Origin of the sequence: Spelaeicoccus albus, assembly GCF_013409065.1 — a bacterium.
GTDB lineage: Bacteria > Actinomycetota > Actinomycetes > Actinomycetales > Brevibacteriaceae > Spelaeicoccus > Spelaeicoccus albus.
Map to the genome: position 1 here is coordinate 3413890 of NZ_JACBZP010000001.1, position 23969 is coordinate 3437858.

Genomic DNA, 23969 nt, shown 5'->3' on the forward strand with positions numbered 1-23969 from the left:
GTGCGTCCGCCACGGACGCCACCGCAAGGAGATGACATGACCGACAAGTCCGCTGCCGCAGACGACCCCGATGCCAAGGCCAAGCAACGTGCCGAGGACGATGCGGTCATGGAACGGTGGGTCGCGTCCTTGACGTCCGCGCTGACCGATGCCGGACTTGATACCGGCGATCTGCACGTCGAGCTGGACGCCGTGCTCGGATTGGCCGGACATGCCGCCCACGCGGTGTTGCGCCCGGCCGCACCGCTGACCACGTTCGTCGTGGGATACGCCGCCGGGCGTGCCGCGGCGGGCCAGACGCCGTCGTCCGAGGCCGTGCAGCAGGCGACTGCCACGGCTTTGCAGTTGACCCGCGAGTACCGGGCCGAACACCCCGCCTAATTCTTCCGCAAAACGCGCCGCGACGTATAGCCCGCGCCGTCATGACGGCGCGTTCCTGACGCCGCGACGCGTTTTGCGGAAGGGATGGCGCGGGGGTGGATGGCGGAAAGCTAGACGGGCACGGGGGCCGGCACCCGATCCAACCGGACGATTATCGACTTCGACACGGGGGTATTGCTGCCTTCGGCCGTATAGTCGAGCGGGATCAGCACGTTGGCTTCGGGAAAATACGCAGCAGCGCAGCCGCGCGCCGTATCGTATTCGATGATCCGGCAGCCTTCGAGGACGCGATCGACGTCATCGGTCCATTCGCTGTGCACGTCCACGAATTCGCCGTCGTGCAGGCCCAGGTCGGCAAGATCGTCGGGGTTGACGAACACGACACGCCGCCCCTTCTTCACGCCGCGATACCTGTCGTTCAAGCTGTACATGGTCGTGTTGAACTGGTCGTGGGACCGCATCGTCTGCAACAGCAACCGCCCGTCCGGCACGACGAGGGTCTCCAGCTCGTTCACCGTCAACATGGCTTTTCCGGTCGCGGTCGGGAAAGTGCGGGAATCGCGCGGACCGTGCGGCAACACGAATCCGCCGCGCTGGCGCACCAGCTGGTTATAGCCGACGCATCCGGGGACGACGTTCGCGATGTGGTCGCGGATCGTGTCGTAATTTCGCTCGAACGCGGCCCAATCGGCGGTGCCGCGCACGCCGACGGCACGGGCCATCCGGGAGATGATCGCCACTTCCGAGAGCAGGTTGTCGGCGACGGGCTTCAGTTTGCCGGTCGACGAGTGCACGGCGCACACCGTGTCCTCGACGGTGACGAACTGCGGGCCGGAATCCTGATTGTCGATCTCGCTGCGGCCTTTGGTTGGCAGGATGAGCGCTTTCTCCCCCACCACTCCGTGCGAATGGTTGAGTTTGGTCGAGATCTGCACCGACAATTTCGTCCGGCGCAATGCCTCCTCGGCCGTCCCGGTGTCCGAGACGGCGCCGACGATGTTGCCGCCGAGCCCCACGAAAACTTTGACATCGCCGTCCCGCATGGCACGGATCGCTTTGACGGCGTCCACCCCGTGCTTCCGCGGGGGGTCGAAGCCGAACTCGCGTTGAACGGCGTCGAGGAACGAATCCGGCATCTGCTCCCAGATCCCCATGGTGCGGTCGCCTTGCACATTACTGTGCCCGCGGATGGGTGACGCACCGGCGCCGGGCCGCCCGATGTTGCCGCGCAACAGCAACAGATTCATGATCTCTTTGATGGTCGGGACTGCCTTCTTGTGCTGGGTCAGCCCCATCGCCCAGGTGATGATGACGCGGTCGGCGCGCATGTACCTGTCGGCGAGCTCGTCGATCTCCCGCGCCTTCAAGCCCGTCGCTTGTTCGACGGCAGTATCGTCGAGGTGCGCCAGGTGGGCCCGCAATTCGTCCAACCCCTGGCAATGATCGTTTAAGAAGTCGTGGTCGAGCACAGTGCCCGGGGCCTTGTCCTCCGCGTCCAGCACACGCTTGGACACGGCCTGCATCAGGGCCATGTCGCCGCCCAGGCGGATCTTCATGAACTGATCGGCAAGCCCGGTGCCGTGTCCGAGGATGCCTTTCGGCGTTTGCGGATTCTTGTAGCGCATCAACCCGGCCTCGGGCAGCGGATTGACGGCCACAATGTCGGCGCCGGCATTCTTGGCGTCTTCCAGCGCCGTGAGCATGCGCGGATGATTGGTGCCGGGGTTCTGTCCCATGATGATGATCAAATCGGACAGTTCGAAATCGGTGTACGCGATAGTCGATTTGCCGACGCCGATCACCTCTCCCATGGCGGTGCCCGTTGATTCGTGGCACATGTTCGAGCAATCGGGCAGGTTGTTCGTGCCGAACGCGCGTGCAAACAGCTGATAGGCGAACGCCGCCTCATTGCTGGTGCGACCGCTCGTGTAAAAGGCCGCTTCGTCGGGCGAGTCCAGGCCATTCAATTCATCGGCAAGTATGGAAAACGCCTGGTCCCATCCGATCGGCCGGTAGTAGTCGACTCCGGCCGGTTTGTAGACGGGCTGCTTCAGCCGGCCCTGCTGGCCGAGCCAGTATTCGCTCTTGCCGGCCAGTTCGCGCACCGAATGCTTGCCCCAGAACGTTTCCGGCACGGTCAACGGCGTCGCTTCCCAGGTCAGCGCCTTGGCACCGTTCTCGCAGAATTCGAAGGTCTTGCGCTCGGGCGGGTCCTGCCAGGCGCAGCTCATGCAGTCGAAGCCGTCTTTCTGGTTCATGGCCAGCAGGCCCGTCATGCTGCGGGCCACGCCGACGTCCTTGAACGCCGGGCCCATTGAATGCGTCACTCCCGGGACGCCGGCGGCCCAATCCTTACGCTTGCCGACTTCCAAGTCCTTTTCCGCGACCTTGCCGACCACTGACTTTTTCTTGCTCATGCCACACCTTCGCTCGTTGCCGGCTGCGAACCGGCCATGCCGGCGATGCGTTCCTCGCCGGTGTAGACGACCATGGATTTGCCGCGCAGGAACCCGACAAGCGTCATCCCGGATTCGACTGCCAATTCGACTGCCAGCGACGACGGCGCCGACACAGCCGTCAGCATCGGGATGCCGGCCATTGTCGCCTTTTGCACGAGTTCGAAGCTCGCGCGCCCGGACACCATCAGTACCGTCCGCCGGAGCGGAAGTCGTTCCTGGGTCAGTGCCCATCCGATAACCTTGTCGACGGCGTTGTGCCGGCCCACGTCTTCGCGGACGACGACGAGCTCCCCGTCCGCGTCGAACAAGCCGGCAGCATGCAGCCCGCCGGTCTTGTCGAAGACGTCCTGCCGGTCGCGCAGCCGATCCGGCAGCTCGGCCAGAATTTCCGGTTCCATCACGAAGTCGCTACGTGCCGGTTCGAACTTCGAACGGGTGCGGACGGCGTCAATGCTGGCTTTGCCGCACAGGCCGCACGAGCTTGTCGTATAGAAATTCCGCTCCAGGCTCGGATCGAGCGGAGCCACGCCCGGGCCAAGCGTCACGTCAAGCACGTTGTACGTATTGCGCCCGTCGTCGTCCGTGCCGGCACAATAGCGTGCCGTCATCACATCGGACGCAGCCGATGCGACCCCTTCGGACACCAGGAAGCCGGCGGCCAACTCGATATCGTGGCCGGGCGTGCGCATCGTGACCGACAGCGGGCGGCCGCCGACGCGGATCTCCAACGGTTCTTCGACGGCCAGCGAATCGGGTGCGCGGGTGATCCGGTCGCCGATCTCGCCATCGACGTGCACCCGTGCGACGCGCCGCCTTGCGGTTATCCTGCCCATCTCTCGCTCCCGACTGACGACGCCGTGTCATCCACCGATGTACGACATTTCGATCTTTTGTCGCTTGGCCGTCTCCTGTCCGCGGCGCTCCGAGTAGTTGTCGGTACGCGCCCGCCAGAGATGGGCCATCACCGTGGCGATCTCGTCGTCGGTGCAGCCACCGCGCAGCAAAGCACGCAGATCGTGGCCGGCCGCCTGGAACAAACACGTGAACAGCTTGCCGTCGGCGGAGATCCGTGCTCGCGTACACGTACTGCAGAACGCCTGGGTCACGCTGGAGATCACGCCGATCTCTCCCCCGCCGTCGGTATAACGCCAGCGGCCGGCGACCTCTCCGGAGTAGTTCGGAGACGCCGGTTCGAGCGGCATCTCGTCGTTGATGCGGGCGATGACTTCGGCCGACGGCACGACTTCGTCGAGCTTCCACCCGTTGGACGTGCCGACGTCCATGAATTCGATGAACCTGACGATATACGGGGTGTCCTTGAAGTGCCGCGCCATGGGCACGATGTCCTGATCGTTCATGCCCTTCTTCACGACCATGTTGATCTTGACGGGCGACAGGCCGGCCTCGTGAGCGGCGTCGATGCCGTCGAGGACCGAGCGTACCGAATAGTCGACGTCGTTCATGGCGCGGAACGTGTCCTCGTCGACCGAGTCCAGCGAGACGGTGACCCGGTCGAGCCCGGCGTCCGCGAGTTGCTGCGCTTTTCGGGCCAGAACGGAACCGTTGGTGGTCAATGCCACGTCCAGCGGCGTGCCGTCGGTGGTGGGAACGTCCTTGATCATCGAGACGAGTTTGTCGATGTCTTTACGCAACAGCGGTTCACCGCCAGTGAGACGTACCTTGCGGATGCCGTGCGCAGCCGCGATGGTCGTCAGCCGCGTGATCTCTTCGAACGAAAGGAGGGACGCCTTGGGCAAGAACGCGTAGTCCCTGCCGAAGATCTCTTTCGGCATGCAGTAGACACATCGGAAATTGCACCGGTCGGTCACCGAGATGCGTAAATCGCGCAATGCGCGCCCGCGCGTGTCCTCGACGTGTCCCGTCGGGCTCTCGACCGTCTCCGGCACGTCCGAAACCTTTCGGAAATACAGCGGATCGGACATGCTCACCACCTTTCGACTTCTCTTTCGACTCTATCGCGGAACGCGGCGATTTTGGGTGGCGCGCCCGGCTATTCGCAGTCAACTCGTCATTGCCCACCGCGAGCCGGCTGCCGACGGCTGCGGGCACGGTCAACGGAATACCAGGAAAGTGCCGCCGCCATGACGATCGCCAAGATGAGCCACGCCGTCCGGTATCCGACAGCAACGAGGAGATATCCGAAAATGATCGGGCCCGCCGCGTGCCCGGCGTCCCAGAGACTGCCAAAGACTCCCATGGCGGCGCCGAAGCTCTTGCCAGCCGCCAAATCGCCGATCAACGCGGTGGTCGCCGGCGTCACGATCCCGGTGCCGGCGCCGAACACGGCCGCGATGATGATGAGTTCGACGAAACCGGAGGCGTACGGGATTCCAATGAGCGCCCCGATACAGATCAGGCTGCCGGCAACGATGAACGGCGTCCGGCTGCCGAGGCTGTCGGAGAACCGTCCAATGAGCGGCCGACCGACAATCGACACGACCCCCTGCGCTCCGGCGACGACCCCGATCTGCCAGACACGCAGTCCGATAGTCAACGCAAAGATCGGTAGATACGCCTGCACCGATCCGATGCCGACCCACATCCCGGCCTCGACCAGGCTCACGACTCGCACACGCGGGTCGGCCACGATCTGCCGGACGCCGGACGCCGCTTCGGCGACGACCGCGCGCAACGTTTTCGCCGGGTCGGCGGTCGCCGTCCCGATGCTGCGCGGCACACGGGTCATGACGAGAAGCGCCGCCACACCGATACCGCCCGCGATGAGGAACGTCGCCGGGAAGTTTGAAACCGTCAGCGCCAGGACCACCCCGCCGGCGACGGGGCCGAGCACGATTCCGACGTTCTCGGCCGCGTTGTAAATCCCCAGCTTCCTGCCCCGCGACTCCGGGTAGGTCTTCGCTACGAACGCCGACGCGGGCGGCGAGTACAAGGCCGTGGCCAGGCCGTGGACGAACCGGACGACGAGAAGCACCGGCCACACGAACGCCAGCAAATACAGAAACGGGCCGCCGGCTTTCACGACTGCTCCGGCCAGCATCATGCGGCGGACTCCGAACACATCCGACAGGGCGCCGGCAGGCATCTTCACGGCGATGCCCGTGATGGTCACGGCTCCCACAATCAGCCCGATCAATTGCACCGGGGCGCCGATGTGTTTGGCGTACAGCGGTGTGACGGGGCTGCGCATCATCTCGTAGCTGAGCCGGCCCAGCAGACCGACGGAGCATACCAGCGCGAACGGTGAAGCCCAGCCGCGCATCCCGTGCATCCAACGACTCTTCATTGCCATGGTCCTGCTTCGTGTCGACAGGGACCATCGGTCGGATGACGGTTCTCCCGGACCGTTGGCCTGGGACGGCGGGTTCCTTCGCCGGTTCGTTCAGGATAACCGTTCGGGAAAGCTGCACGCAGGCCGCCGGCGAGCGCGCAGAATTGCTTATCCACGACCGGCGGGTGCAAGCGTTGTATAGTCAGGGTTGTCCGATCACGAACGGCGGAGGGGCTCGCCGTCATCAATTTCGGCTTCGACCGACAACGGTCCCTACCCTGCGGTGACATTCACCGCCTCGAGGTAGGAGAGCCGAATCATGACAAGTATCGACATCCGGTCCGTGCGCGCACGCCAAGTGCTCGACTCCCGGGGGTATCCCACCATCAAAGTTCGCCTGGATTTGGACGACGGCCGGTACGCCGTCGCCGCGGCGCCCGCCGGCGCGTCCACCGGCAATCACGAAGCGGCGGAACTTCGCGACCGTGACAGCCATTACGCAGGCCGCGGCGTGCGATTGGCGGTCGAAGCGGTCGACAGCGAAATCAATGACCTGCTGGCCGGCCGGACGTGGGACAGTCTGCAGGATCTCGACGATGCCATGCGGGCGCTCGACGGCACCCCGCAGAAGCTCCGGCTGGGAGCGAATTCGATGGTTGCGGTCTCGATGGCGGCGGCACGGGCTTTCGCGCTGGTGGACGATCTGTCGCTGCACAGCTGGATTCGCCGCTCTCTGGATCGGGCCGACATCCTGCCGGTACCGCATTTCAACGTGCTCAACGGCGGCGAACATGCACGGAATCCGCTGGACTTCCAGGAATTCATGATTGCCCCGGTCGGCGCGGCCGATCTGCCCGAAGCCATCGAATGGGGCGCCGCCGTGTACCACAGCCTCGGTGGCTTGCTCCGCCAGCTCGGACTGTCGACCGGTCTCGGGGACGAGGGCGGATTCGCGCCGGACATCAGTTCGCCGGAACAAGCGCTCGACTTGGTTGTGGACGCGATCAAACACGCCGGGCTCGAAGCCGGCCCGGGCGGTGTGGCCATTGCGCTCGATCCCGCCGCAAACGGCTTCTTCCACGACGACGGCTATAAGGTCGCTGGAAAATACTATTCGAGCCGCGAGTTGATCGACTATTACGCGCAATTGGTGACGGATTACCCGATCCGCAGCCTCGAAGATCCGCTGGCCGAGGGCGACTTCGAAGCATGGCCGATCATCACGAACACTCTTGGCAACGCCGTGCAGATCGTTGGCGACGACGTGTTCGTCACCGACCCCGACCGCGTACTCAAGGGCGCACGCGAACACACCGCCAACGCCGTCCTGATCAAACCGAACCAGATCGGCACGGTGAGTGAGACGTTCGAGACGCTCCGGGTCGCCGATTCGTGCGGCTTTGCGGCGATGGTGTCACACCGCTCGGGCGAGACGACTGACAGTTTCGTGGCCGATCTTGCCGTGGGGTGCGGCTGCGGCCAGCTGAAATCCGGAGCTCCGGCACGCGGCGAGCGCGTCGCGAAATACAACAGGCTGCTCGATATCGCGGCAAGCGACCCCGAGATGCCCTACGGGCCGGCAACTCCGCGCAACGAACTGAAATAGCGAAAGGACTCTCCATGACCATCGACACGCGGGACATCTACCTGGCCAGGCACGGCGAAACCGCGTTCAATGCCGACGGCAGGCTGCGCGGACTGGCCGACCCACCGCTCAACGACACAGGCGTCGCCGAAGCCGAGCGACTGGCCGACGCGCTGGCACGCCGTCTGACCAGCGAGCCGAACAGCGCCGCGCCGCACGTCTTGTCGAGCCCGCTCGACAGAGCGGTTCACACGGCTCGCATCATTGCGAGCGCCCTGGGTGCGACCAATGCCGTCGACGAACGGTGGAACGACCGCGATTACGGCCCGCAAACCGGCAAGATCAAATCCGAGGTCATCGAACGGTGGGGCAGCGTGGACGACGCCCCCGGTGTCGAACCGCTGTCGGCGGTCGTCGCCCGTGTCCGGCCGGCACTGGACGCCGCTCCACGGGAAATCGCGGACGGCCCGATCGTGATCGTCACCCACGATGCCGTGATCCGCGCGCTGATCCGCGATCTCGACCCACGCCGTCCGGCCCTCGAATCGCCGACCGCCAGTTGGAACCATCTGCGGGGCCGCGCCGGCTGCTGGGAGATCGCCGCCGTCGACCGCAAGCCCGGTGCAGGGGCATAATGGCGGGCATTTGCGTGTTCTACGGACACCGGATGGAGCTCCGGGACGGCGCCCACGCGGCTGATGGCTCCTCAGGACGGTGGGAGGCGTCATGAGCGTGAGCGTGCTATTCGGTCCCGGAGTTCCGGACGACCCCAAGCCTCGCGAGCCGGAGAGCTTTTCCGATCTGGGCTTCGACCAGGTCGTCGAATCGATCACTTCCGAACTCGATCACTACGAGTTGGCGCCGTTTTTCTATACGCCGCTGAAGACCGTGGACGCGATCAAATACCGGCATGCCGTGCTGCGCGACTTGGCGAGGCCGGACGTGCTGGCGGTAGTGCGCGACTTCACGGCGGCCATGCGGAAATGCCGTGCGGACATCGATGAGGCGAAAGCACGGCACTACGTCTTGCAGCGGCAAGCCTGGCAGCTTGCCGGCATCCGGCGATACTGCAACGCCGTCCACCGGCTCTGCCGGTCGCTGGGCGACCTCGACACGGGCTCGGACGGTCTGAGCTCGCTGCACGCCTACCTGACGCACTACCGCGCATCGGAGGAATTCGAGGCGTTGGACATCGGGGCACGCAATTTGCTCGAACAACTGGCTGACGTCAAGTACTCCGTGCTGATCGACGGCAACCGCGTGCGAGTCGGTCCGTACGAGGGCGAACGCGATTACGGCGCGGACGTTCAAGAGACTTTCAATAAGTTCCGGCAAGGCGATGCCCCGTCGCACCTCGCGAAGTTCTCCGACTATGCCGATATGAACCATGTCGAGGCCCAGATCCTCGGCCTCGTCGCCAAACTCAACCCGGAGACGTTCACTACGCTCGAAAGCTACTGTCGCGAGCATCGCGAATTCACCGATCCCGTGGTCGGGCGATTCGACCGAGAAGTCCACTTCTACGTGGGATATCTCGATTACATCCGCCCGATCGAAGCAGGCGGACTGCGTTTTTGCTTGCCCACCGTCTCGGCGCACGCCACAACGATCCATGCAACCGACACGTTCGACGTGGCGCTGGCCCACCAGCAGGCCGGGAACGGGCCAATCGTCACGAACTCGTTCACTCTCACGCCACCCGAACGCATCATCGTGGTGTCGGGACCGAACCAAGGCGGCAAGACGACGTTCGCGCGGACGTTCGGTCAGCTGCATCACCTCGCTTGTCTCGGCCTCCCCGTGCCCGGCACCGATGCGGAACTCGCGCTCTTCGATCATGTCTTCACCCATTTCGAGCGCGAAGAAGAACTCGCGAACCTGCACGGCAACCTCGAGGACGAATTGGTGCGCATCCACGACGTCCTGGCCGAAACGGGCCCGGACTCGATAGTCATCTTGAACGAGATCTTCACGTCGACGACGCTTGCCGACGCACAGTCGCTCGGCTCCAAGATCCTGTCCCGGCTGATCGACGCGGGCGCGCTGTGCGTCTACGTCACGTTCGTCGACGAGTTGTCCCGGATCGGCCCGGCCACTGTCAGCATGGTCAGCCAGGTCGATCCGACCGATCCGGCCCGCAGGACGTACAAGGTCGAGCGTCGCCGCGCCGACGGTCTGGCGTATGCGGCCGCCATCGCCGAGAAATACGGTCTTTCGTACAAACGACTGAGGGAACGGATCTCGCCATGAAAGCACATTTGATGTATGCCGACGCCGATTTCGACGTGTCGACTAACTTGCCCGGGCACTACGACGATCTCGATCGTGATCTGGAACTCGGCACGCTCCTGACGGCAATGGCCGGCGGCGACGACTATGTCTACGACATTTCGCATCGCGCGCTGATGCTCGGCTTGCACCGAGCCGATCAGGTGCAATTCCGACAAGAGGTGCTGCAAGACTGCTTGCGCGATCCCGAGGCGATCCGGGAGCTCTACGCACTCGCCGGCGAGGCGATCCACCGCGAGCGGCGCATCTACGGCGGTCTGACTCGCGGGTTTCCCGACGCCGTGCTCCGGCACGCCATCGAAGTCATGCGTCTTTTCGACGAAATGCTCACGCGAGTACGCGACGTCGCGGCCGAACACGCCGGCTCGTTCACATCCACGGGAATGACGACGCTGTGCCAGTCGCTGCGCACCGAACTGGACGATGAATATCTGGACAGCATACGCGAGCATCTGAGTCAGCTGAAGTTCGACCACGGCATCCAAATGAGTGCGGAGCTCGGCCGCGGCAACAAGGCGGCCGGCTACGTGCTCAGGCTGCCGAACGACGCTCACCTGCCGTGGTGGAAGCGCATGTTCGAGCGTGATCGCACCGGGTTTTCCTTTCGCATCGCCGACCGCGACGAAAGCGGCGCGCAGGCTCTGGCCGAGCTTCGCGGCCGGGGCGTCAACCTCGCAGCAAATTCGCTTGCCCAATCAACAGACCACATTCTGAGCTTCTTCACCATGCTCAAGACCGAGCTCGCATTTTACGTCGGCGGACTGAACCTGCACGATGCGTTGGCGAATGCGGGCGCCGACGTCTGTTTTCCCGAAGTCGCCGCCGGCGACACGGATCTGGACGCGTCGGGACTATACGATCCGAGCCTGCGGCTCACCAGCTCCGACCACGTCGTGGGCAACGACATCGAGGCAAATGCGAAGCGCCTCATCGTCATCACCGGAGCGAACCGGGGCGGCAAGTCCACCCTCTTGCGCAGCGTCGGTGTCGCTCAGCTCATGTTCCAAGCCGGTCTCTATGTGCCGGCTCGAAAATTCCGCGCAAGCCTGTGCGACGGAGTCTTCACCCACTTCAAACGCGAAGAGGACGCCGGGATGGTCAGCGGGAAGCTCGACGAGGAGATGGCGCGCATGAGCGACATCGTCGATCGTCTCACGCCGTCCGGCATGCTGCTGTGCAACGAGTCGTTTTCCGCGACCAACGAGCGCGAGGGCTCGGAAATCGCCCGGCAGATCGTAACGGCGTTGTTGGAGGCCGGCGTGCGAGTGCTGTACGTCACGCACATGTTCGACCTGGCACGCAGTCTCGAGTTCGACAACTCCGACGACGGGCTCTTTTTGCGTGCCGAGCGTCTCGACGACGGCGGGCGGACGTTCCGAGTGCGGCCCGGCAAGCCGCTACCGACGAGTTTCGGCGAAGATTTGTTCAATTCGATATTCGGGGCCGGCTCAACGCCAAATTCCGGACGTTCCGCGGCGGTGACTATCGACAAGGTGCAGGTCGACCATGCCGATGGCTGACATGAGCGCGTACATGGTGGTCGGGCCGACGAACACGAATCCGCGTTTCTTCAAATCCTTTGACAAGGCGACGGATTCCGGGGACGTCGTCGGCAGCTCGTCCATCGTGCGCGGCGCCGGGGTCGTCTCGGGGCGATAGGACCATACGAAGTCGGCAAGCCCGCCGTCCGGCCGCAAATCGATAGTCGCCTGCGCGTTGCGAATCGCTGCGCGGATCTTCAGCTTGTTCCGCACGATTGCGGCGTCGGCCATCAACCTGTCGAAATCGGCGTCGTCGAAGCGTGCGACGGCGTCCGGTTCGAAATCGGCGAACGCATGTCGGAACGCCGGCCGTTTGCGCAGGATGGTCGCCCAGGACAGTCCGGACTGGAACGCCTCGAGGGTGAGCCGTTCGAACATGCCGCGCTCATCGGTGACCGGCATCCCCCATTCGGTGTCGTAATAGTCGCGCATCAACGGGTCGGACGCCGCCCACGCGGGCCTGGCGAGCCCGTCGTCCCCGATGATCACGCCGTCGGGCGTCTCGTCCGCGCCCATATCAGGGCGCCCCCGCATCGAAGTAGGCCAGCACCAGCCCGATGGGGATGCTGACCACCAGCAATACGATCACCAGCCGGTAGACGACGACCGCGGCACCGGACGGCGCGCCGCGGACTGCGACGAGCATCAGCACCAGCGCCAAAAGCACCAGGAGGCCGCCGACATCGACGATCCACGGCTGGGCGGCGAGAGTTCCGGCAATGACGCCGACGCTGCCGACGTTCAGGCCGACGAGCTCGGCCACCGACAGTCGGCCGGACACGTTCCCGCCGGTGAAGTGGTCTTGGCCGACCCCGAGCAGCAATTGCGCCGCCCCGGTCACCAGCACCAGATACGCGGCCGCCCACGAGCCGTGCTCCCATCCAAGGGGTGACGTCGCGGCGGCCGCAAGTCCTCCGAGGATGATGCTCACGCCGCCGACGATGACGAATGCGAGGCCGGACGGCGTCCGGACCTGCACCGTGATCCCGGTGCCGGCCGGGCGAGGAATCTCTGCCATGCTGCTAGTTTCTCACGGCGGATAAGATGGCCGCATGACAGACGCGACTCGCGAGAAGCGGCTCATCGCCGCGCTCACTACGCTGGCCGACACGCTTGTCGCGGACTACGACGTCGTGGATCTCATGCACACGCTCGTCGAGCAGAGCGACGAGTTGCTGGACGCCTCGGCGACGGGACTGCTGCTGGCCGACCCCGAGGGAGATCTCGAGGTGATTGCGGCAAGTAATGCCGAGTGCCTGGCCACCGAGCATGCGCAGGTCCGCCACCGCGGCGGGCCGTGCCTGGACGCCTTCAGCTCCCGAGCGCCCGTCGCGGTGACCGATATCGACGCCGACGGGTCGCGGTGGCCGGAGTTCCGCGACGAGGCTCTGGCGCACGGGTACCTCTCCGTTGACGCGTTTCCGCTGACGTTGCGCGATATGACGATCGGGGCCATGACGGTCTACCGCCCGCAGGTCGGGTGCTTGGACGAGCGGGACAGGTCGGTCGCGCAAGCCCTTGCGGACATGGCAACAATCGGCATTCTGCAAGAGCGCACCGTCCGGGAACGGGACGTCGTCAACAGCCAGTTGCAGCACGCGCTCAATAGCCGCGTCATCATCGAGCAAGCCAAGGGCATCGTCGCCCAAAGCGGCAATGTCGACGCCGAAAAGGCCTTCATCGCCATGCGCCAATACGCGCGCAGCAACAACCTCCCATTGCGCCGCGTGGCCGAGAGCGTCGCCGACCGGACTATCGACATTTGGCAGACCCAGGATGCTACGGGCGCCTAAACCCCGTACACTGGATAGTAGTTGCTCGAGACCCCGGTAGCTGAAGAGACCGCTATTCGAAGGGCCATCATGGATCAACAAGCAACCTACAGCGCCCCTGCTTCGGGACGGACCGCGCGCGGCGCGGGCGCAGCGGCCCGATACACCAACATTTATACGGAATTGCAGACCCGGATCAAGGATCATGATCTGCTTCGCCGCCGTTACGGCTTTTACTGGACGATGCTCATCGGCTCGACCCTCGTACTGGCTGCCATCGGTTTTCTCGTGGTGTGGCTGGGCGATTCGTGGTTACAGCTCATCGCCGCCGGCGCCCTCGGCGCTCTGATGGCGCAATTCGGCTTCCTGGGCCATGAAGCGGCCCATCAGCAAATGTTCAAATCACGGCGCTGGAACGAGTGGATCGGCCGGATCGTTTCGGGGCTGTTCACTGGGCTGAGCTACGGCTGGTGGATGAACAAGCACAACCTCCATCACGGGTTCCCCAACCAAGAGCAAAAGGATCCCGACATCAAGTCGAACGTGCTGGCGTTCACGCCGGCCGCCGCGGCCACGCGAACCGGGTTCCGGGCGGAAATGGCCAAACGCCAGGGGTACTTGTTCTTCCCGCTCCTGCTCCTCGAGGGCGTGAATCTGCACTTCGCCAGCATCAAGACCATCGCCGGCAAGCAAAAGCTCAAGCACCGCTGGTCGGAGGCAACGTTCGTCGGCGTCCGGCTGATCGGGTACGTGGCGATGTTGTTCATCTTGCTGCCTCCCGGCATGGCTGCGGCCTTCCTGGGCGTGCAGCTCGGGGTGTTCGGCTTCCTACTCGGCGCCGCGTTCGCACCCAATCACAAGGGCATGCCCATTGTTCCGACCGGCATGAAGGTGGACTTCTTCCGCCGTCAAACTCTCATGTCCCGCAATATCACGGGCGGCCGGTTCGTTGACTTCTTCATGGGCGGGCTCAACTACCAGATCGAGCACCACCTTTTCCCCAGCATGCCGCGGCCCAATCTGCGCGCCACGCAAAAGCTGGTCAAGGCGTTCTGCGCCGAAAAGAACGTCACGTACACCGAAAAGACTCTTGCGCAGTCCTACGCAATAGTCGTGAAGTACCTCAACCAGGTCGGGTTGAAAGAGCGCGATCCGTTTGCGTGCCCGCTGGTGCAGCTCTACCGCGCCTGAGGCCCGCGCCTCTTCCGGAGAAAAGGCCGCAGCCCCCTCGTGGCGTCCGCCCCGCCGAGTGGTGGCGAATGGTCGCCTCCCCTCCGCGAGTGGTGGCGAATGGTCGTGATTTTTCCAAAATCACGACCATTCGCCACCACTCGGCGGGCGGGCTAGAGCGACGGGCGATCGATAAGGGTGTCCGCAAAGTGACAGCGGGAGACATGCGCCCCGGCAAGTTCGACGAGCTCGGGTTCTCGTTCGCGGCAAATGTCCTCGGCCATCCAGCATCGTGACCGAAAGCGGCAACCGGACGGCGGGTCGATCGGCGACGGAGGGTCGCCGGTGAGGATGATCCTTTCCCGGTCCGCGGGGCCCCCGCGAAGTTCCGGGGCCGCGGCGAGCAGAGCTTTCGTATACGGGTGACCCGTCGTGTCGTAAACGTCGGAATAATCGCCGAGCTCGACCACGCGCCCCAGATACATCGTTGCTACCCGATCGGCCATGTGCCGCACGATTTGGAGATCGTGAGCTATGAACACAAAACTGAGATCGAGTTCTCGCTGCAGGTCCTGGAGCAGATTCACAATCTGAGCCCGCACCGAAACGTCCAGCGCCGACACCGCCTCGTCGCACACGAGCAGATCCGGGTTCAACGCGATGCCGCGAGCAATGCCGATACGCTGCTGCTGTCCGCCGGAGAACTGATGCGGATAGCGATTCATGTGCTCCGGCTTGAGCCCGACCAGTTCCATCAGTTCTGCTACTTTGGCGCGCCGCCGTCCGGACGGAAGCAGATTCCGGTGGATCCGGAACGGTTCGGCGACGAGTTCCCCCACCTTCTTGCGTGGGTTCAGCGCACTGAATGGGTCTTGGAAGATCAACTGGATGTTTCGCCGCATCTCTTTGCGTTCGGCACCGCGAAGGGCATTGATGTCCTGCCCGCGAAACAACACCCGGCCTTCCGTCGGCCGGTCGAGGCCGGCAATCACCCGGGCCAACGTCGACTTGCCGCACCCCGACTCGCCGATCACTCCCAAGGTCTCGCCGCCTCGGACGGTGAGATCGACGCCGTCCAGCGCCCGCACCGACTTTCGCGGGGCGAACGGCATCCGACGCGGCAAGGGATAATGCTGCTTGACGCCGTCCAGCTCGAGCAACGGTCCGCCCGGTCCGGCCGGCTGTTCTGAGTTCGTCACGAATTCCTCTGTCATTGCCGCAATATCCGATCGCTGAAGAAGCACGCACTTCGCCGACCGGGTGCCACTTCTTCGAGCGGAGGGGCACTGATTCGACATTCGGGCTGCGCAAATTCGCAGCGCGGGGCGAACGAGCAGCCCGCCGGAAGCCGATTGAGTTCGGGCGGTTGCCCGGGGATCGCCGGCAATCGCTTGCCTTTGAGATCCTCGCTGGAAACCGATGAGGCAAGCCCTCGGCTGTACGGATGGGCCGGGTTCGTCAACAGGTCGCGCGTCGGCCCGCGTTCAACGATCCTGCCGGCGTACATGACGGCTGTCTCATCGGTGACTTCACTGACCACGCTGATGTCATGCGTAATGAGAACCAAGCCCATGTCGCGTTCGTCCTGCTGTTCTTTGAGCAGTTCGAGAATCTGAGCCTGTACCGTGACATCGAGCGCCGTCGTCGGTTCGTCGGCAATCAGCACTTTCGGGTCCAATGCCAATGCCATCGCTATGACGATGCGTTGCCGCATTCCCCCGGAAAACTGGTGGGGGTAGTCGTGCACTCGGCCGGCGGCGCCGGGGATGCGCACTCGGTCCATCATCTCGATGGCGGCCAGTCGGGATGCCCGACGAGACATTCCACGGTGGACGCGGTACAGCTCGCCAATTTGATTGCCGACCGTGTGCACCGGATTGAGCGCGGTCAACGCGTCTTGGAACACCATGCTGATTTCGCTGCCGATGACGCGTTGGCGCTGCTTTTCCGGTAGCCCGACGAGATTCATCTCATCCAGCAGGATCTCGCCGGATGTGACGTGTGCCGGCGGCGTGTCGAGCAGTCCCATGATTGCCGAGGCCGTCACCGACTTACCCGATCCGCTTTCACCGAGAATGCCCAAGGCTTGGCCCTGCCGGACGTCCAACTCGACGTCGTTGACGGCTCGTACTCGTCCGGCCGGTGTCTCGAATTCGACCACGAGGTCGCGCACGGACAGGATCGGCTCGGCCGGTTGCGGAATCGGTTCGGCCGTCATGATGCTCCCTTGGGGTCGAATTCATCGCGCAACGCTTCGCCGAACAGTACGAAGGCAAGCACCGTCACGCTCAAGAAGATGGCGGGGAATATCAGCAGATGTGGTGATTCGGACACGTATTGTCGCGCCGCTGCGAGTTGGAGACCCCAGGAGACCGACGGCGGAGACAATCCGACGCCGATGAATGTCAGCCCGGCTTCCGCAGCGATGACACCGCCGACGCCGAGCGTTTGCAACACGAGCAGCGGCGTCAGCGAGTTTGGCACCAGGTGGCTGAAAATCAACCGGAAGTCGCTGCCGCCCAGCACACGCGATGCTTGCACGTATTCGCGGTTCCTGACCGTCATGACCGACGATCGCATATATCGCACGCCGCCGGGCCAGTGGAAGAGCGCGAGCGCGAAGGACACCGTCCAGATCGTGCGATGGTCAAAGAGTTGAAGCACCACGATTGCGGCGAGAATGAACGGCAGCCCGAATGCGATATCGCACACGCGCGATATCAGCGCATCAACCCAGCGACCGTAGAATCCTGCCAAGGCGCCCAGGATCGCAGAGACGACAAACGAGGCCGACGTGACGACGATGCCGACGACGATCGAGGCGCGAGCACCGTAGATGACGTTCGTATAGTAGTCGCAGCCTTGCGGGTCGTAGCCGAACCAATGCGAAGCGCTCGGCGGTTTGTTGGTGTTCAAGATGTTGCAGCCCGCGTTGGGGTCGCTGCCGAATCCCGCAAAGAGCTGCGGAAATGCCGCCATGACGATCATGATGAGGACGAGTGCGCCGGAGATCACGAACCGGGGTCGCTGCGCGAGACTTCGAATTCGATGCCACGTGTTGGGCTCGTCCGCTATGTCCTCGACGGGGCCGGACAGCACCTGCCGATCGACGCTCATACCCGCACCCTCGGATCGATCAAGCCGTATGTGAGGTCAACGAGCAAATTGAAGACCAGGTAGACGATGACCAGCAGCGTAGCGATGCCGACGACCACTGTGCCCTCCTTGTTGTGAATTGCCTGCACCATGAGCTGGCCGATGCCGGGAATGTTGAAAATGGCTTCGATGATGACGGCGCCCCCGAGCATTCCGGCCAGGCTCAAGCCCAGATACGTCACGACCGGGATCATGGCGTTGCGCAAGGCGTGTTTCCAGATGCTTCGCGACGGCGACAAGCCTTTGGCCCGAGCCGTGCGCATGTAATCCGTCCGCAAGACGTCCACCAGGCTTGTGCGAGTGAGTCGCGCCAGACTTGCTGAGGCTTCAAAGGCCATCACCAGCGCCGGGAGGATATATGCCATCGGCCATCCGGCGCCGATGCCCGCGGGGTCGACCCAGTTGAGCTGGACGCCGAAGAGTGTTTGGGCTCCCAGCGCGATGACGAATCCGGGAACGCCCAAAAACACGACGGTGAAGATCAACGCGAAATGGTCTCCGGCACGGTTGTGTTTCAATCCGCCGTACACGCCGATCGCCAGGCCGATGATCAGTTTGAGCACCCACGCCGTCAACGCGAGCTTGAAAGTATTGGGCCATCGCTCGGCAATCAGACCGCTGACCGGCCGACCAAAGAAATCGATACCGAGATTGCCGTGGACGAGGTTCCACATATAGTGCCCGTACTGCGCCAGAAACGGGTCATTGAGGTGGTAGGCCTCGCGGATTTGCGTCACCGTTGAGGCAGGAAGCGGACGTGAGCCGGTCAACGCTGCCACGGGATCACCGGGCATGGCGAAGGTCAGAGCGTAAATGATGAATGTCGCGCCAATAACCACGGGCACCATTTGCAGTACTCGCCGGAGCGTATACCCAAGCATCGTTTGTGTCCCCCTTCCTACCGAGCACCCGGTGCGTCATCGACGGTGCTGAGGTGGCCGACCGGATCGTCGAGCGCTGCAGCGACGATGGTGGTGGCGGCGAATAGCGTCAGCGACATCTCGTTCGACAGCGAGGTGACGATTCGAGCGGACGCATTGCTTGCGGAGTCTGCATACAGATCCGCCTCGGCTCGCACCATGTCGAGATATTGCGGCGTTTCGGCCACGGTGCCGGCAATGACCAGATACTCCGGATCGATGATGTCCATCAAGATGGCCGCAGCACGTCCGACATATCGACTGCGACGACCAAGCACATCGGCCGCCACCGGGTCGCCGTCCGCCGCCCTAGTCACGATGTCGGCGAATTCCGGGACTTCGGCCAGGCCGGCTTCGGCTGCCATCCGTTCAACAGCGTCGTCCGTCGCCACTGCTTTCAGGCAGCCGGATCTGCCGCAATCGCAAGGGATTGCCCGTTCGGTGACTTTCAAGTGCGCGATGTTCCCGGCGCTTTGTCGATAGCCCGCCCGAATGATGCCGTCGTGAACGCTGACGGAGCCGACGTCCGCCGTCACCACCATCAGGACGAAGCTGCTGGCGGTCTTTCCGTATCCGTAGAGGAGTTCCGATTGAGCCGCCGCGCGAGCGTTCTGTTCGACAATGATCGGCTCCGGGACTCGGCCGCTGAGTTGTCCTCGTACGTCGACGTCGCGCCAGCCGGCGACCGGATTCTCCACGATAGTTCCGGCTCGGCGATCGACAATGCCGCCGCTGGCTATGCCCGTACCGACTATCGAGACGCCGGCGGGGCAGTCCGCCACGAGGTCACGGGCCGCCCCGGCAACCATTTCCAGCGCCTCCGGGGCCGGCACCCCGGCATGCGGCACCAACACGGACACGTGCTCGGTGCCGTCGAAGCCGACAATTGCCACGCCGGTCGTCCGCGGACCCAGATGGATGCCGAGGACGGCGCGACGGCGCCCGTCAATGGCCAGCGGCACCCCGGGCCTGCCGAGGACGCCGGTCTTGGGCTCCAATTCCCGGACGAGACCGAACTCGATCAACTCGTTGACCAAGTTCGTGCCGGTGGCGGCGGACAGCCCCAGCGCCCTGGCTGTTTCCGAACGTGTCTCGCCCGGGCTCAGCATGATTCGCCGAAGAACCATTGACATGTTGGTGCGGCGCATATCATTGCTGCGCTGCCCTCGGGCGGGCTTTCGCAAACCGGAATCGGAATAGGTTGTCATCGAGAGAATCCGTTACCGTCAGCAGCCGTAGCCTGCACGATAAAACTGCAGGTCACCTTGCACGTCGTTCATCACGGCACACTTGGAGTGCAGACCGTAGTCTTTCGGCACGAACAACGGAATGGCCGGCATGTCCTGCAGAATCAGGTGTTCGGCTTTGGCGAACTTCGCATTGCGCTTCTTCACGTTCAGCTCGCCGCGTGCCGAACGGATCAGTTTGTCGACGGCCGGATTGCTGTATCCCGTCGCCGCATTGCCGTCTCCATTGGTTTCGTACTGGCTCAAATACTGGTCCGGGCTCTTGAACGACCAGCCCCACAGTCCAAACAATGCGCCGTCGAGCTTGCCGTTGTTGCGCTTCGACTGCAGCTCGGTGCCCAGCATCGGCTTGAGCTGGACCTTGATGCCCAGATTGGATTTTATTTGCTTGGACACGGCTTGAACGAGTTCCTTGTCCGAGTCGCTGTTGTAATCGATATTGAGCGTGCCGGAGAATCCCCCGGACTTCTTCAGGAGCTTTTTGGCTTTGGTCGGGTTGTAGGTGCAGGCTTCGCACGAACCTTTTCGGTAGGACCCCAGCGACGGGGGCACAAGCGAGTCCGACGGCGCCGAATTGCCCTGGAGGAGTGACTTCGCAATGCTCTTTCGATCGATCGACATTGCTATGGCGTGCCGGAGCTCCGGACTGCGAAGTTTCTTCAGATACTCGGGGAACTGAAGTGTGTTCTGCTTACTTTCGGTCTTCACCTTGTACAGCGCGTCGGAACCCAGCTGTGATTTGGCCTTTGCCACCATCGCAGGTTGGATGTTGCGCATCATGTCCAGATTGTTCGCCGTCATGTCCGTGTAGGCCGCATCCGGCGAGGTGTAGATCTTCGCCACCAAGGTCGTGGCGCCGCCCGAGAAGCCGGCGCTTCCCTTGAAGCCGTCCCACTTCTTCATCGTGACCGACTGGTTGTGATCCCACGAGACGACCTTGTACGGGCCATTGCTGATCGGCTTCGACTCGTACGATTTCGGGTCGGTGAACGCGACCTTCGGGAGCGGGCACGTGGGATTCGTCGACAAGATCTTCGGGAAGTCCGAATTCGGCTCGGACAAGGTGACTGTGATCGTGTATTTACCGGAGGTCTGCACTCCCGAGAGCTTCTTGACCTTCGGCTTGGAGCCGTCGGGAGGGTTCATGGCGTCGTACCCCTTGAAGCTCGCGAACATGCCGTTGCCCTGCCAGGCGTTCGGGCCGTATGCGGCTTTGTTCCACGCTTGTACAAACGACGATGCCGTGACCGGGGATCCGTCTTGGAAGGTCCATCCATGGCGGAGTTTGATCGTCCACGACTTGGCGTCGGTGCTCTTCACCGATTTCGCGGCCAAGGGCTCGTACTTTTGGGTCTTGGTATTCATCTCCATCAAGTTCGCGCAGGTCGCCATGGCAATCTGGCTTCCCGGATCCTTTTGCGGCAATAGCGACTTCGGTTCAGTTGTTTCGAACGTCAAGGTGCCGTCGCCGCCATCGGATCCTGCTTGGCCTCCTCCGTCGCTGCAGGCAGCTGCTCCCAACAGCAGTGATGCGGCCGCCGCAGCGGCGAGGACTGCTCGATTCTTGAACATTGCGTTCCTTTCGCAAAGGTCTCCATTGATCTGCGCCGCGCCGATGAGGATGCGAGTGGCGCGTTTCACTTATTTAATTCATCACATATAATAAGTAGAAACACGGTGCGGTGCAACCATGCGTGTAGCACGGGCTGTTTTGAACAGTGCCTCCGTCACCCCATACGCCCGAGCCGGAGCCCGGCCCTGACAGCGAGGAGAATTCACGTGGATCTCAACATCGGCATCATCGGATTCGGCATGCGCGCCGGACTTTGGAAGCATGTCCACCGGCCCGGCGCCGGGTCGCAGGTCACGATGGTGTGCGACGTGAGTGAGCGCGGCCGGGCCGACGCCGCCACGAACCTGCCCGGCGCCGTCGTCACCGCCGAGCTGGACGACGTGCTCACTGCCGGGCTGGACGCCGTCCTCGTTCTCACCCCCGATGACCAGCACGCTCCGGTCGTCATGGCCACGCTGGACGCCGGCATCCCCACCTTTTGTGAGAAGCCGCTGGCAACCACCGTCGAGGATTGCGATGCTCTGCTCGAGCGGGCGTACAAGACCGGCACCAAGCTCTACGTGGGCCACAATATGCGCCATATGCCGGTGGTCGTGCAAATGCGCAAGCTGATCGATGCCGGCGCCATTGGCGAGGTCAAAGCGGTATGGTGCCGGCACTTCGTTGGTACCGGCGGCGACTTCTACTTCAAGGACTGGCATGCCGACCGAAAGCACTCCACCGGCTTGCTCTTGCAAAAGGGCGCGCACGATATTGACGTCATCCATTTGTTGGCCGGCGGCTACACCGACCGGGTGTCGGCCATGGGCGCGCTCAGCGTATACGGCGATATCACCGACCGACGCGACCATTCCGACGAACGCATGTGGGATTGGTATTCCGCGGACAATTGGCCGCCAACGGAACAAAAGGGACTGAACCCGGTCGTCGACGTCGAAGACGTCTCGATGGTGAATATGACACTGGACAATGGCGTCATGGCGTCCTACGAACAATGCCACTTCACGCCTGACTACTGGCGCAATTACACGGTCATCGGTACGGCCGGCCGGTTGGAGAACTTCGGCGACGGCCCCGGGGACGAGATCCGCGTGTGGAACCGGCGACACGACGGGGTCGCAAAGCCCGACGCCGTCGAGGAAATTCAGGACGCCGAAGGCGGCCACGGAGGCGCCGATCCGCGGCTCATCGCCGAGTTCTTGGACTTCGTGCGCACCGGCACGAAGACCACGACCTCTCCCCTGGCCGCCCGCAATTCAGTGGCCGTCGGATGTCTGGCCACCGAATCGATTCGAGGAGACGGATCCGCAATGCAAATTCCACGGCTCGACGACGACCTGGTGGCGTACTTCGAAGCCGGTCAGTAACGCTGCCGCTTCCCTCCTGCCCTCCGCGAGTGGTGGCGAATGGTCGTCTCCCCTCCGCGAGTGGTGGCGAATGGTCGTGATTTTGGAAAAATCACGACCATTCGCCACCACTCGGCGGGGCGGGGCTGGGCTGGGTCCGGCTGGGGTCGGCTGGGGTCGGCGAGCTGCGAACCGGCAACGCGGCCTTAGCGTGCCCGCCGACCGTGCGAGGGCCGATGCCGCAGCCGGCCAAGCGTGCGCCGACCCATGGAAACGATCCGGACGCCGTGCTTGTGCTCCTCGGCGCTGACCTCGGTGCCGGCGTGTCGCGATGCGCGGAAGGCCAGCCACGCCAGGAATTGTCCGCGCTCTTCGTTGTAGACGCGGTGCGGGACGAACGCCCGCTTGTGGGTCCAGACTCCGGACGCCGCACAGAGGCTCGGCAAGATGACTTCCGCAGCCCGCGCATATCCTTGCGACGACGGATGCAGCCCGTCGGCCGAGAACATGGCGGACGGATCTCGTCGGAAGATCGGCCCGAGAGTATCGGCCAGCGACACGGTACGGCCGCCGGCGCGCAGGACGACGATAGTCTGAGCCGCTGCGAGCAGCCGGCTCAGCCAGTGCGCAAAGATGCGAAGCGGCTGAATAAACGGTCGAATAGTGCCCATGTCCGGGCAGGTCGCCACGACGACCTCGCAGCCGAGCATGCGAAGGGTGCGCACCGCCTCGGATAGAAATTGCACGGCCGGGCCGGTGCGTTGCAAATGCATCAAGTCATTGCCGCCGACGACTATCACCGCGACGTCGGGCTTCACTCCGAGCGCGCCCAACGCCGAGACTTGCGCGGGGAGTCCTCGCGATTCACACCCGATGACCGCTTGATTGTAGAGGTGTACGGGCCGCCCCGACTCCTTCGACAGCCCGCGCGCCAACATCACGGCGACGGAGCCGTCCGGGCCGTCCGCACCGACGCCGACCGCCAGCGAGTCGCCGAACATGGCAAGTTTGACGGGGTCGCCGGGCAAGTCGTCGCCGAATGTGCCGGACGGCGCTTTGGTCGTGATGGGAGCCGCCGGATGCAAGCGTTCGCGTGCCCAGAATCCTTCCAGCACCGTCACGATCCCCACAGCCGTCACGGCTCCGACGACGGCGCCGCCGAGTGCACCGCCGGCTTTCAGCAGCTTGTTCGCAGCCCCCACTTCCGACCTCATTTCCGCACGATCCCCACGGAAAGCTTCCGCCTTCTCATCGCAGTGTAACGCCACCGACTCATAGCG

The 23969-nt window shown here is 63.6% G+C and carries 21 protein-coding genes; 8 read left to right on the forward strand and 13 right to left on the reverse strand.

Annotated elements, in window-relative coordinates; translation table 11 throughout:
• Nucleotides 1-36: 36 nt before the first annotated feature.
• A complete protein-coding gene (locus BJY26_RS15775) occupies nt 37-381 on the forward strand; it encodes a DUF6457 domain-containing protein (protein WP_179429143.1) in 345 nt (114 codons plus the stop codon).
• Nucleotides 382-491: 110 nt separating this feature from the next.
• On the opposite strand, the gene BJY26_RS15780 is transcribed toward BJY26_RS15775, so the two are convergent.
• The 4 genes from BJY26_RS15780 to BJY26_RS15795 form a co-directional block, all read right to left on the reverse strand.
• Nucleotides 492-2798 carry an FdhF/YdeP family oxidoreductase gene (locus BJY26_RS15780; protein WP_179429144.1) on the reverse strand — a complete coding sequence of 769 codons (2307 nt, stop codon included), beginning with the start codon at nt 2796-2798 and terminating at the stop codon, nt 492-494.
• The gene (gene fdhD / locus BJY26_RS15785) at nt 2795-3673 is read right to left on the reverse strand and encodes a formate dehydrogenase accessory sulfurtransferase FdhD (RefSeq protein ID WP_179429145.1); all 879 of its coding nucleotides are present in this window, start codon (nt 3671-3673) and stop codon (nt 2795-2797) included. The genes BJY26_RS15780 and fdhD overlap by 4 nt, the downstream gene beginning before the upstream one ends.
• A gap of 27 nt (nt 3674-3700) precedes the next feature.
• Nucleotides 3701-4783, reverse strand: coding sequence for a GTP 3',8-cyclase MoaA (moaA, locus tag BJY26_RS15790; protein ID WP_179429146.1), 1083 nt, complete (start codon nt 4781-4783; stop codon nt 3701-3703).
• An 86-nt stretch (nt 4784-4869) separates the two neighbouring features.
• The gene (locus BJY26_RS15795; RefSeq protein ID WP_179429147.1) at nt 4870-6111 is read right to left on the reverse strand and encodes an MFS transporter; all 1242 of its coding nucleotides are present in this window, start codon (nt 6109-6111) and stop codon (nt 4870-4872) included.
• A gap of 298 nt (nt 6112-6409) precedes the next feature.
• Between BJY26_RS15795 and eno the strand changes: the two genes are divergently transcribed.
• From eno to BJY26_RS15815, 4 genes are all read left to right on the forward strand, one after another.
• Entirely contained in the window at nt 6410-7696 is a 1287-nt protein-coding gene (eno, locus tag BJY26_RS15800; protein WP_179429148.1) for a phosphopyruvate hydratase, read from the forward strand.
• 14 nt (nt 7697-7710) lie between these two features.
• Nucleotides 7711-8310 (forward strand): histidine phosphatase family protein, encoded by a 600-nt coding sequence (locus BJY26_RS15805; RefSeq protein WP_179429149.1) that lies wholly within the window; start codon nt 7711-7713, stop codon nt 8308-8310.
• Between the two features lie 91 nt (nt 8311-8401).
• Nucleotides 8402-9925, forward strand: a complete 1524-nt coding sequence (locus tag BJY26_RS15810; RefSeq protein WP_179429150.1) for a MutS-related protein — start codon at nt 8402-8404, stop codon at nt 9923-9925.
• Nucleotides 9922-11484, forward strand: a complete 1563-nt coding sequence (locus tag BJY26_RS15815) for a MutS-related protein (protein WP_179429151.1) — start codon at nt 9922-9924, stop codon at nt 11482-11484. The genes BJY26_RS15810 and BJY26_RS15815 overlap by 4 nt, the downstream gene beginning before the upstream one ends.
• On the opposite strand, the gene BJY26_RS15820 is transcribed toward BJY26_RS15815, so the two are convergent.
• On the reverse strand, nt 11413-12039 hold the full coding sequence (locus tag BJY26_RS15820; RefSeq protein WP_244953910.1) for a DNA-3-methyladenine glycosylase I: 627 nt from the start codon (nt 12037-12039) through the stop codon (nt 11413-11415). The genes BJY26_RS15815 and BJY26_RS15820 overlap by 72 nt on opposite strands.
• A complete protein-coding gene (locus BJY26_RS15825) occupies nt 12023-12523 on the reverse strand; it encodes a hypothetical protein (RefSeq protein ID WP_179429152.1) in 501 nt (166 codons plus the stop codon). Before BJY26_RS15825 ends, BJY26_RS15820 begins: the two co-directional genes overlap by 17 nt.
• 34 nt (nt 12524-12557) lie before the next feature.
• Here BJY26_RS15825 and BJY26_RS15830 point away from each other — a divergent pair, with 34 nt between their 5' ends.
• Both BJY26_RS15830 and BJY26_RS15835 read left to right on the forward strand, forming a co-directional pair.
• Nucleotides 12558-13298, forward strand: a complete 741-nt coding sequence (locus tag BJY26_RS15830; RefSeq protein ID WP_179429153.1) for a GAF and ANTAR domain-containing protein — start codon at nt 12558-12560, stop codon at nt 13296-13298.
• A gap of 69 nt (nt 13299-13367) precedes the next feature.
• Complete coding sequence (locus BJY26_RS15835; protein ID WP_179429154.1) at nt 13368-14468, forward strand: fatty acid desaturase family protein; 1101 nt, start codon at nt 13368-13370, stop codon at nt 14466-14468.
• A gap of 152 nt (nt 14469-14620) precedes the next feature.
• Here BJY26_RS15835 and BJY26_RS15840 read toward each other — a convergent pair whose 3' ends face one another.
• The 6 genes from BJY26_RS15840 to BJY26_RS15865 are packed head-to-tail and all read right to left on the reverse strand — an operon-like array spanning nt 14621 to nt 21342.
• Nucleotides 14621-15646 carry an ABC transporter ATP-binding protein gene (locus BJY26_RS15840; RefSeq protein WP_308191205.1) on the reverse strand — a complete coding sequence of 342 codons (1026 nt, stop codon included), beginning with the start codon at nt 15644-15646 and terminating at the stop codon, nt 14621-14623.
• Nucleotides 15647-15657: 11 nt separating this feature from the next.
• Nucleotides 15658-16665: an ABC transporter ATP-binding protein gene (locus BJY26_RS15845; protein WP_179429156.1), complete on the reverse strand. Its 1008-nt coding sequence runs from the start codon at nt 16663-16665 to the stop codon at nt 15658-15660.
• Nucleotides 16662-17564: an ABC transporter permease gene (locus BJY26_RS15850; RefSeq protein WP_179429157.1), complete on the reverse strand. Its 903-nt coding sequence runs from the start codon at nt 17562-17564 to the stop codon at nt 16662-16664. The genes BJY26_RS15845 and BJY26_RS15850 overlap by 4 nt, the downstream gene beginning before the upstream one ends.
• Nucleotides 17561-18484 carry an ABC transporter permease gene (locus BJY26_RS15855; protein WP_179429158.1) on the reverse strand — a complete coding sequence of 308 codons (924 nt, stop codon included), beginning with the start codon at nt 18482-18484 and terminating at the stop codon, nt 17561-17563. Before BJY26_RS15855 ends, BJY26_RS15850 begins: the two co-directional genes overlap by 4 nt.
• A 17-nt stretch (nt 18485-18501) precedes the next feature.
• The gene (locus BJY26_RS15860; RefSeq protein ID WP_179429159.1) at nt 18502-19731 is read right to left on the reverse strand and encodes an ROK family protein; all 1230 of its coding nucleotides are present in this window, start codon (nt 19729-19731) and stop codon (nt 18502-18504) included.
• Nucleotides 19732-19749: 18 nt separating this feature from the next.
• On the reverse strand, nt 19750-21342 hold the full coding sequence (locus BJY26_RS15865) for a peptide ABC transporter substrate-binding protein (protein WP_179429160.1): 1593 nt from the start codon (nt 21340-21342) through the stop codon (nt 19750-19752).
• Nucleotides 21343-21549: 207 nt separating this feature from the next.
• On the opposite strand from BJY26_RS15865, the gene BJY26_RS15870 reads away from it, so the two are divergent.
• Entirely contained in the window at nt 21550-22710 is a 1161-nt protein-coding gene (locus BJY26_RS15870; RefSeq protein WP_179429161.1) for a Gfo/Idh/MocA family protein, read from the forward strand.
• Between the two features lie 185 nt (nt 22711-22895).
• On the opposite strand, the gene BJY26_RS15875 is transcribed toward BJY26_RS15870, so the two are convergent.
• Nucleotides 22896-23903: an SGNH/GDSL hydrolase family protein gene (locus tag BJY26_RS15875; protein ID WP_179429162.1), complete on the reverse strand. Its 1008-nt coding sequence runs from the start codon at nt 23901-23903 to the stop codon at nt 22896-22898.
• Between the last annotated feature and the right edge of the window lie 66 nt (nt 23904-23969).

Excerpts from the sequence above, each read along its gene's own strand:
- eno (WP_179429148.1), top strand. The coding sequence starts at position 6,410 with ATGACAAGTATCGACATCCGGTCCGTGCGCGCACGCCAAGTGCTCGAC.
- BJY26_RS15860 (WP_179429159.1), bottom strand. The coding sequence starts at position 19,731 with ATGACAACCTATTCCGATTCCGGTTTGCGAAAGCCCGCCCGAGGGCAG.
- BJY26_RS15820 (WP_244953910.1), bottom strand. The coding sequence starts at position 12,039 with ATGCGGGGGCGCCCTGATATGGGCGCGGACGAGACGCCCGACGGCGTG.
- BJY26_RS15825 (WP_179429152.1), bottom strand. The coding sequence starts at position 12,523 with ATGGCAGAGATTCCTCGCCCGGCCGGCACCGGGATCACGGTGCAGGTC.
- BJY26_RS15780 (WP_179429144.1), bottom strand. The coding sequence starts at position 2,798 with ATGAGCAAGAAAAAGTCAGTGGTCGGCAAGGTCGCGGAAAAGGACTTG.
- fdhD (WP_179429145.1), bottom strand. The coding sequence starts at position 3,673 with ATGGGCAGGATAACCGCAAGGCGGCGCGTCGCACGGGTGCACGTCGAT.
- BJY26_RS15815 (WP_179429151.1), top strand. The coding sequence starts at position 9,922 with ATGAAAGCACATTTGATGTATGCCGACGCCGATTTCGACGTGTCGACT.
- BJY26_RS15875 (WP_179429162.1), bottom strand. The coding sequence starts at position 23,903 with ATGAGGTCGGAAGTGGGGGCTGCGAACAAGCTGCTGAAAGCCGGCGGT.
- BJY26_RS15810 (WP_179429150.1), top strand. The coding sequence starts at position 8,402 with ATGAGCGTGAGCGTGCTATTCGGTCCCGGAGTTCCGGACGACCCCAAG.
- BJY26_RS15855 (WP_179429158.1), bottom strand. The coding sequence starts at position 18,484 with ATGCTTGGGTATACGCTCCGGCGAGTACTGCAAATGGTGCCCGTGGTT.
- BJY26_RS15845 (WP_179429156.1), bottom strand. The coding sequence starts at position 16,665 with ATGACGGCCGAACCGATTCCGCAACCGGCCGAGCCGATCCTGTCCGTG.
- BJY26_RS15775 (WP_179429143.1), top strand. The coding sequence starts at position 37 with ATGACCGACAAGTCCGCTGCCGCAGACGACCCCGATGCCAAGGCCAAG.
- BJY26_RS15835 (WP_179429154.1), top strand. The coding sequence starts at position 13,368 with ATGGATCAACAAGCAACCTACAGCGCCCCTGCTTCGGGACGGACCGCG.
- BJY26_RS15795 (WP_179429147.1), bottom strand. The coding sequence starts at position 6,111 with ATGGCAATGAAGAGTCGTTGGATGCACGGGATGCGCGGCTGGGCTTCA.
- BJY26_RS15830 (WP_179429153.1), top strand. The coding sequence starts at position 12,558 with ATGACAGACGCGACTCGCGAGAAGCGGCTCATCGCCGCGCTCACTACG.
- BJY26_RS15850 (WP_179429157.1), bottom strand. The coding sequence starts at position 17,564 with ATGAGCGTCGATCGGCAGGTGCTGTCCGGCCCCGTCGAGGACATAGCG.
- BJY26_RS15805 (WP_179429149.1), top strand. The coding sequence starts at position 7,711 with ATGACCATCGACACGCGGGACATCTACCTGGCCAGGCACGGCGAAACC.
- BJY26_RS15865 (WP_179429160.1), bottom strand. The coding sequence starts at position 21,342 with ATGTTCAAGAATCGAGCAGTCCTCGCCGCTGCGGCGGCCGCATCACTG.
- moaA (WP_179429146.1), bottom strand. The coding sequence starts at position 4,783 with ATGTCCGATCCGCTGTATTTCCGAAAGGTTTCGGACGTGCCGGAGACG.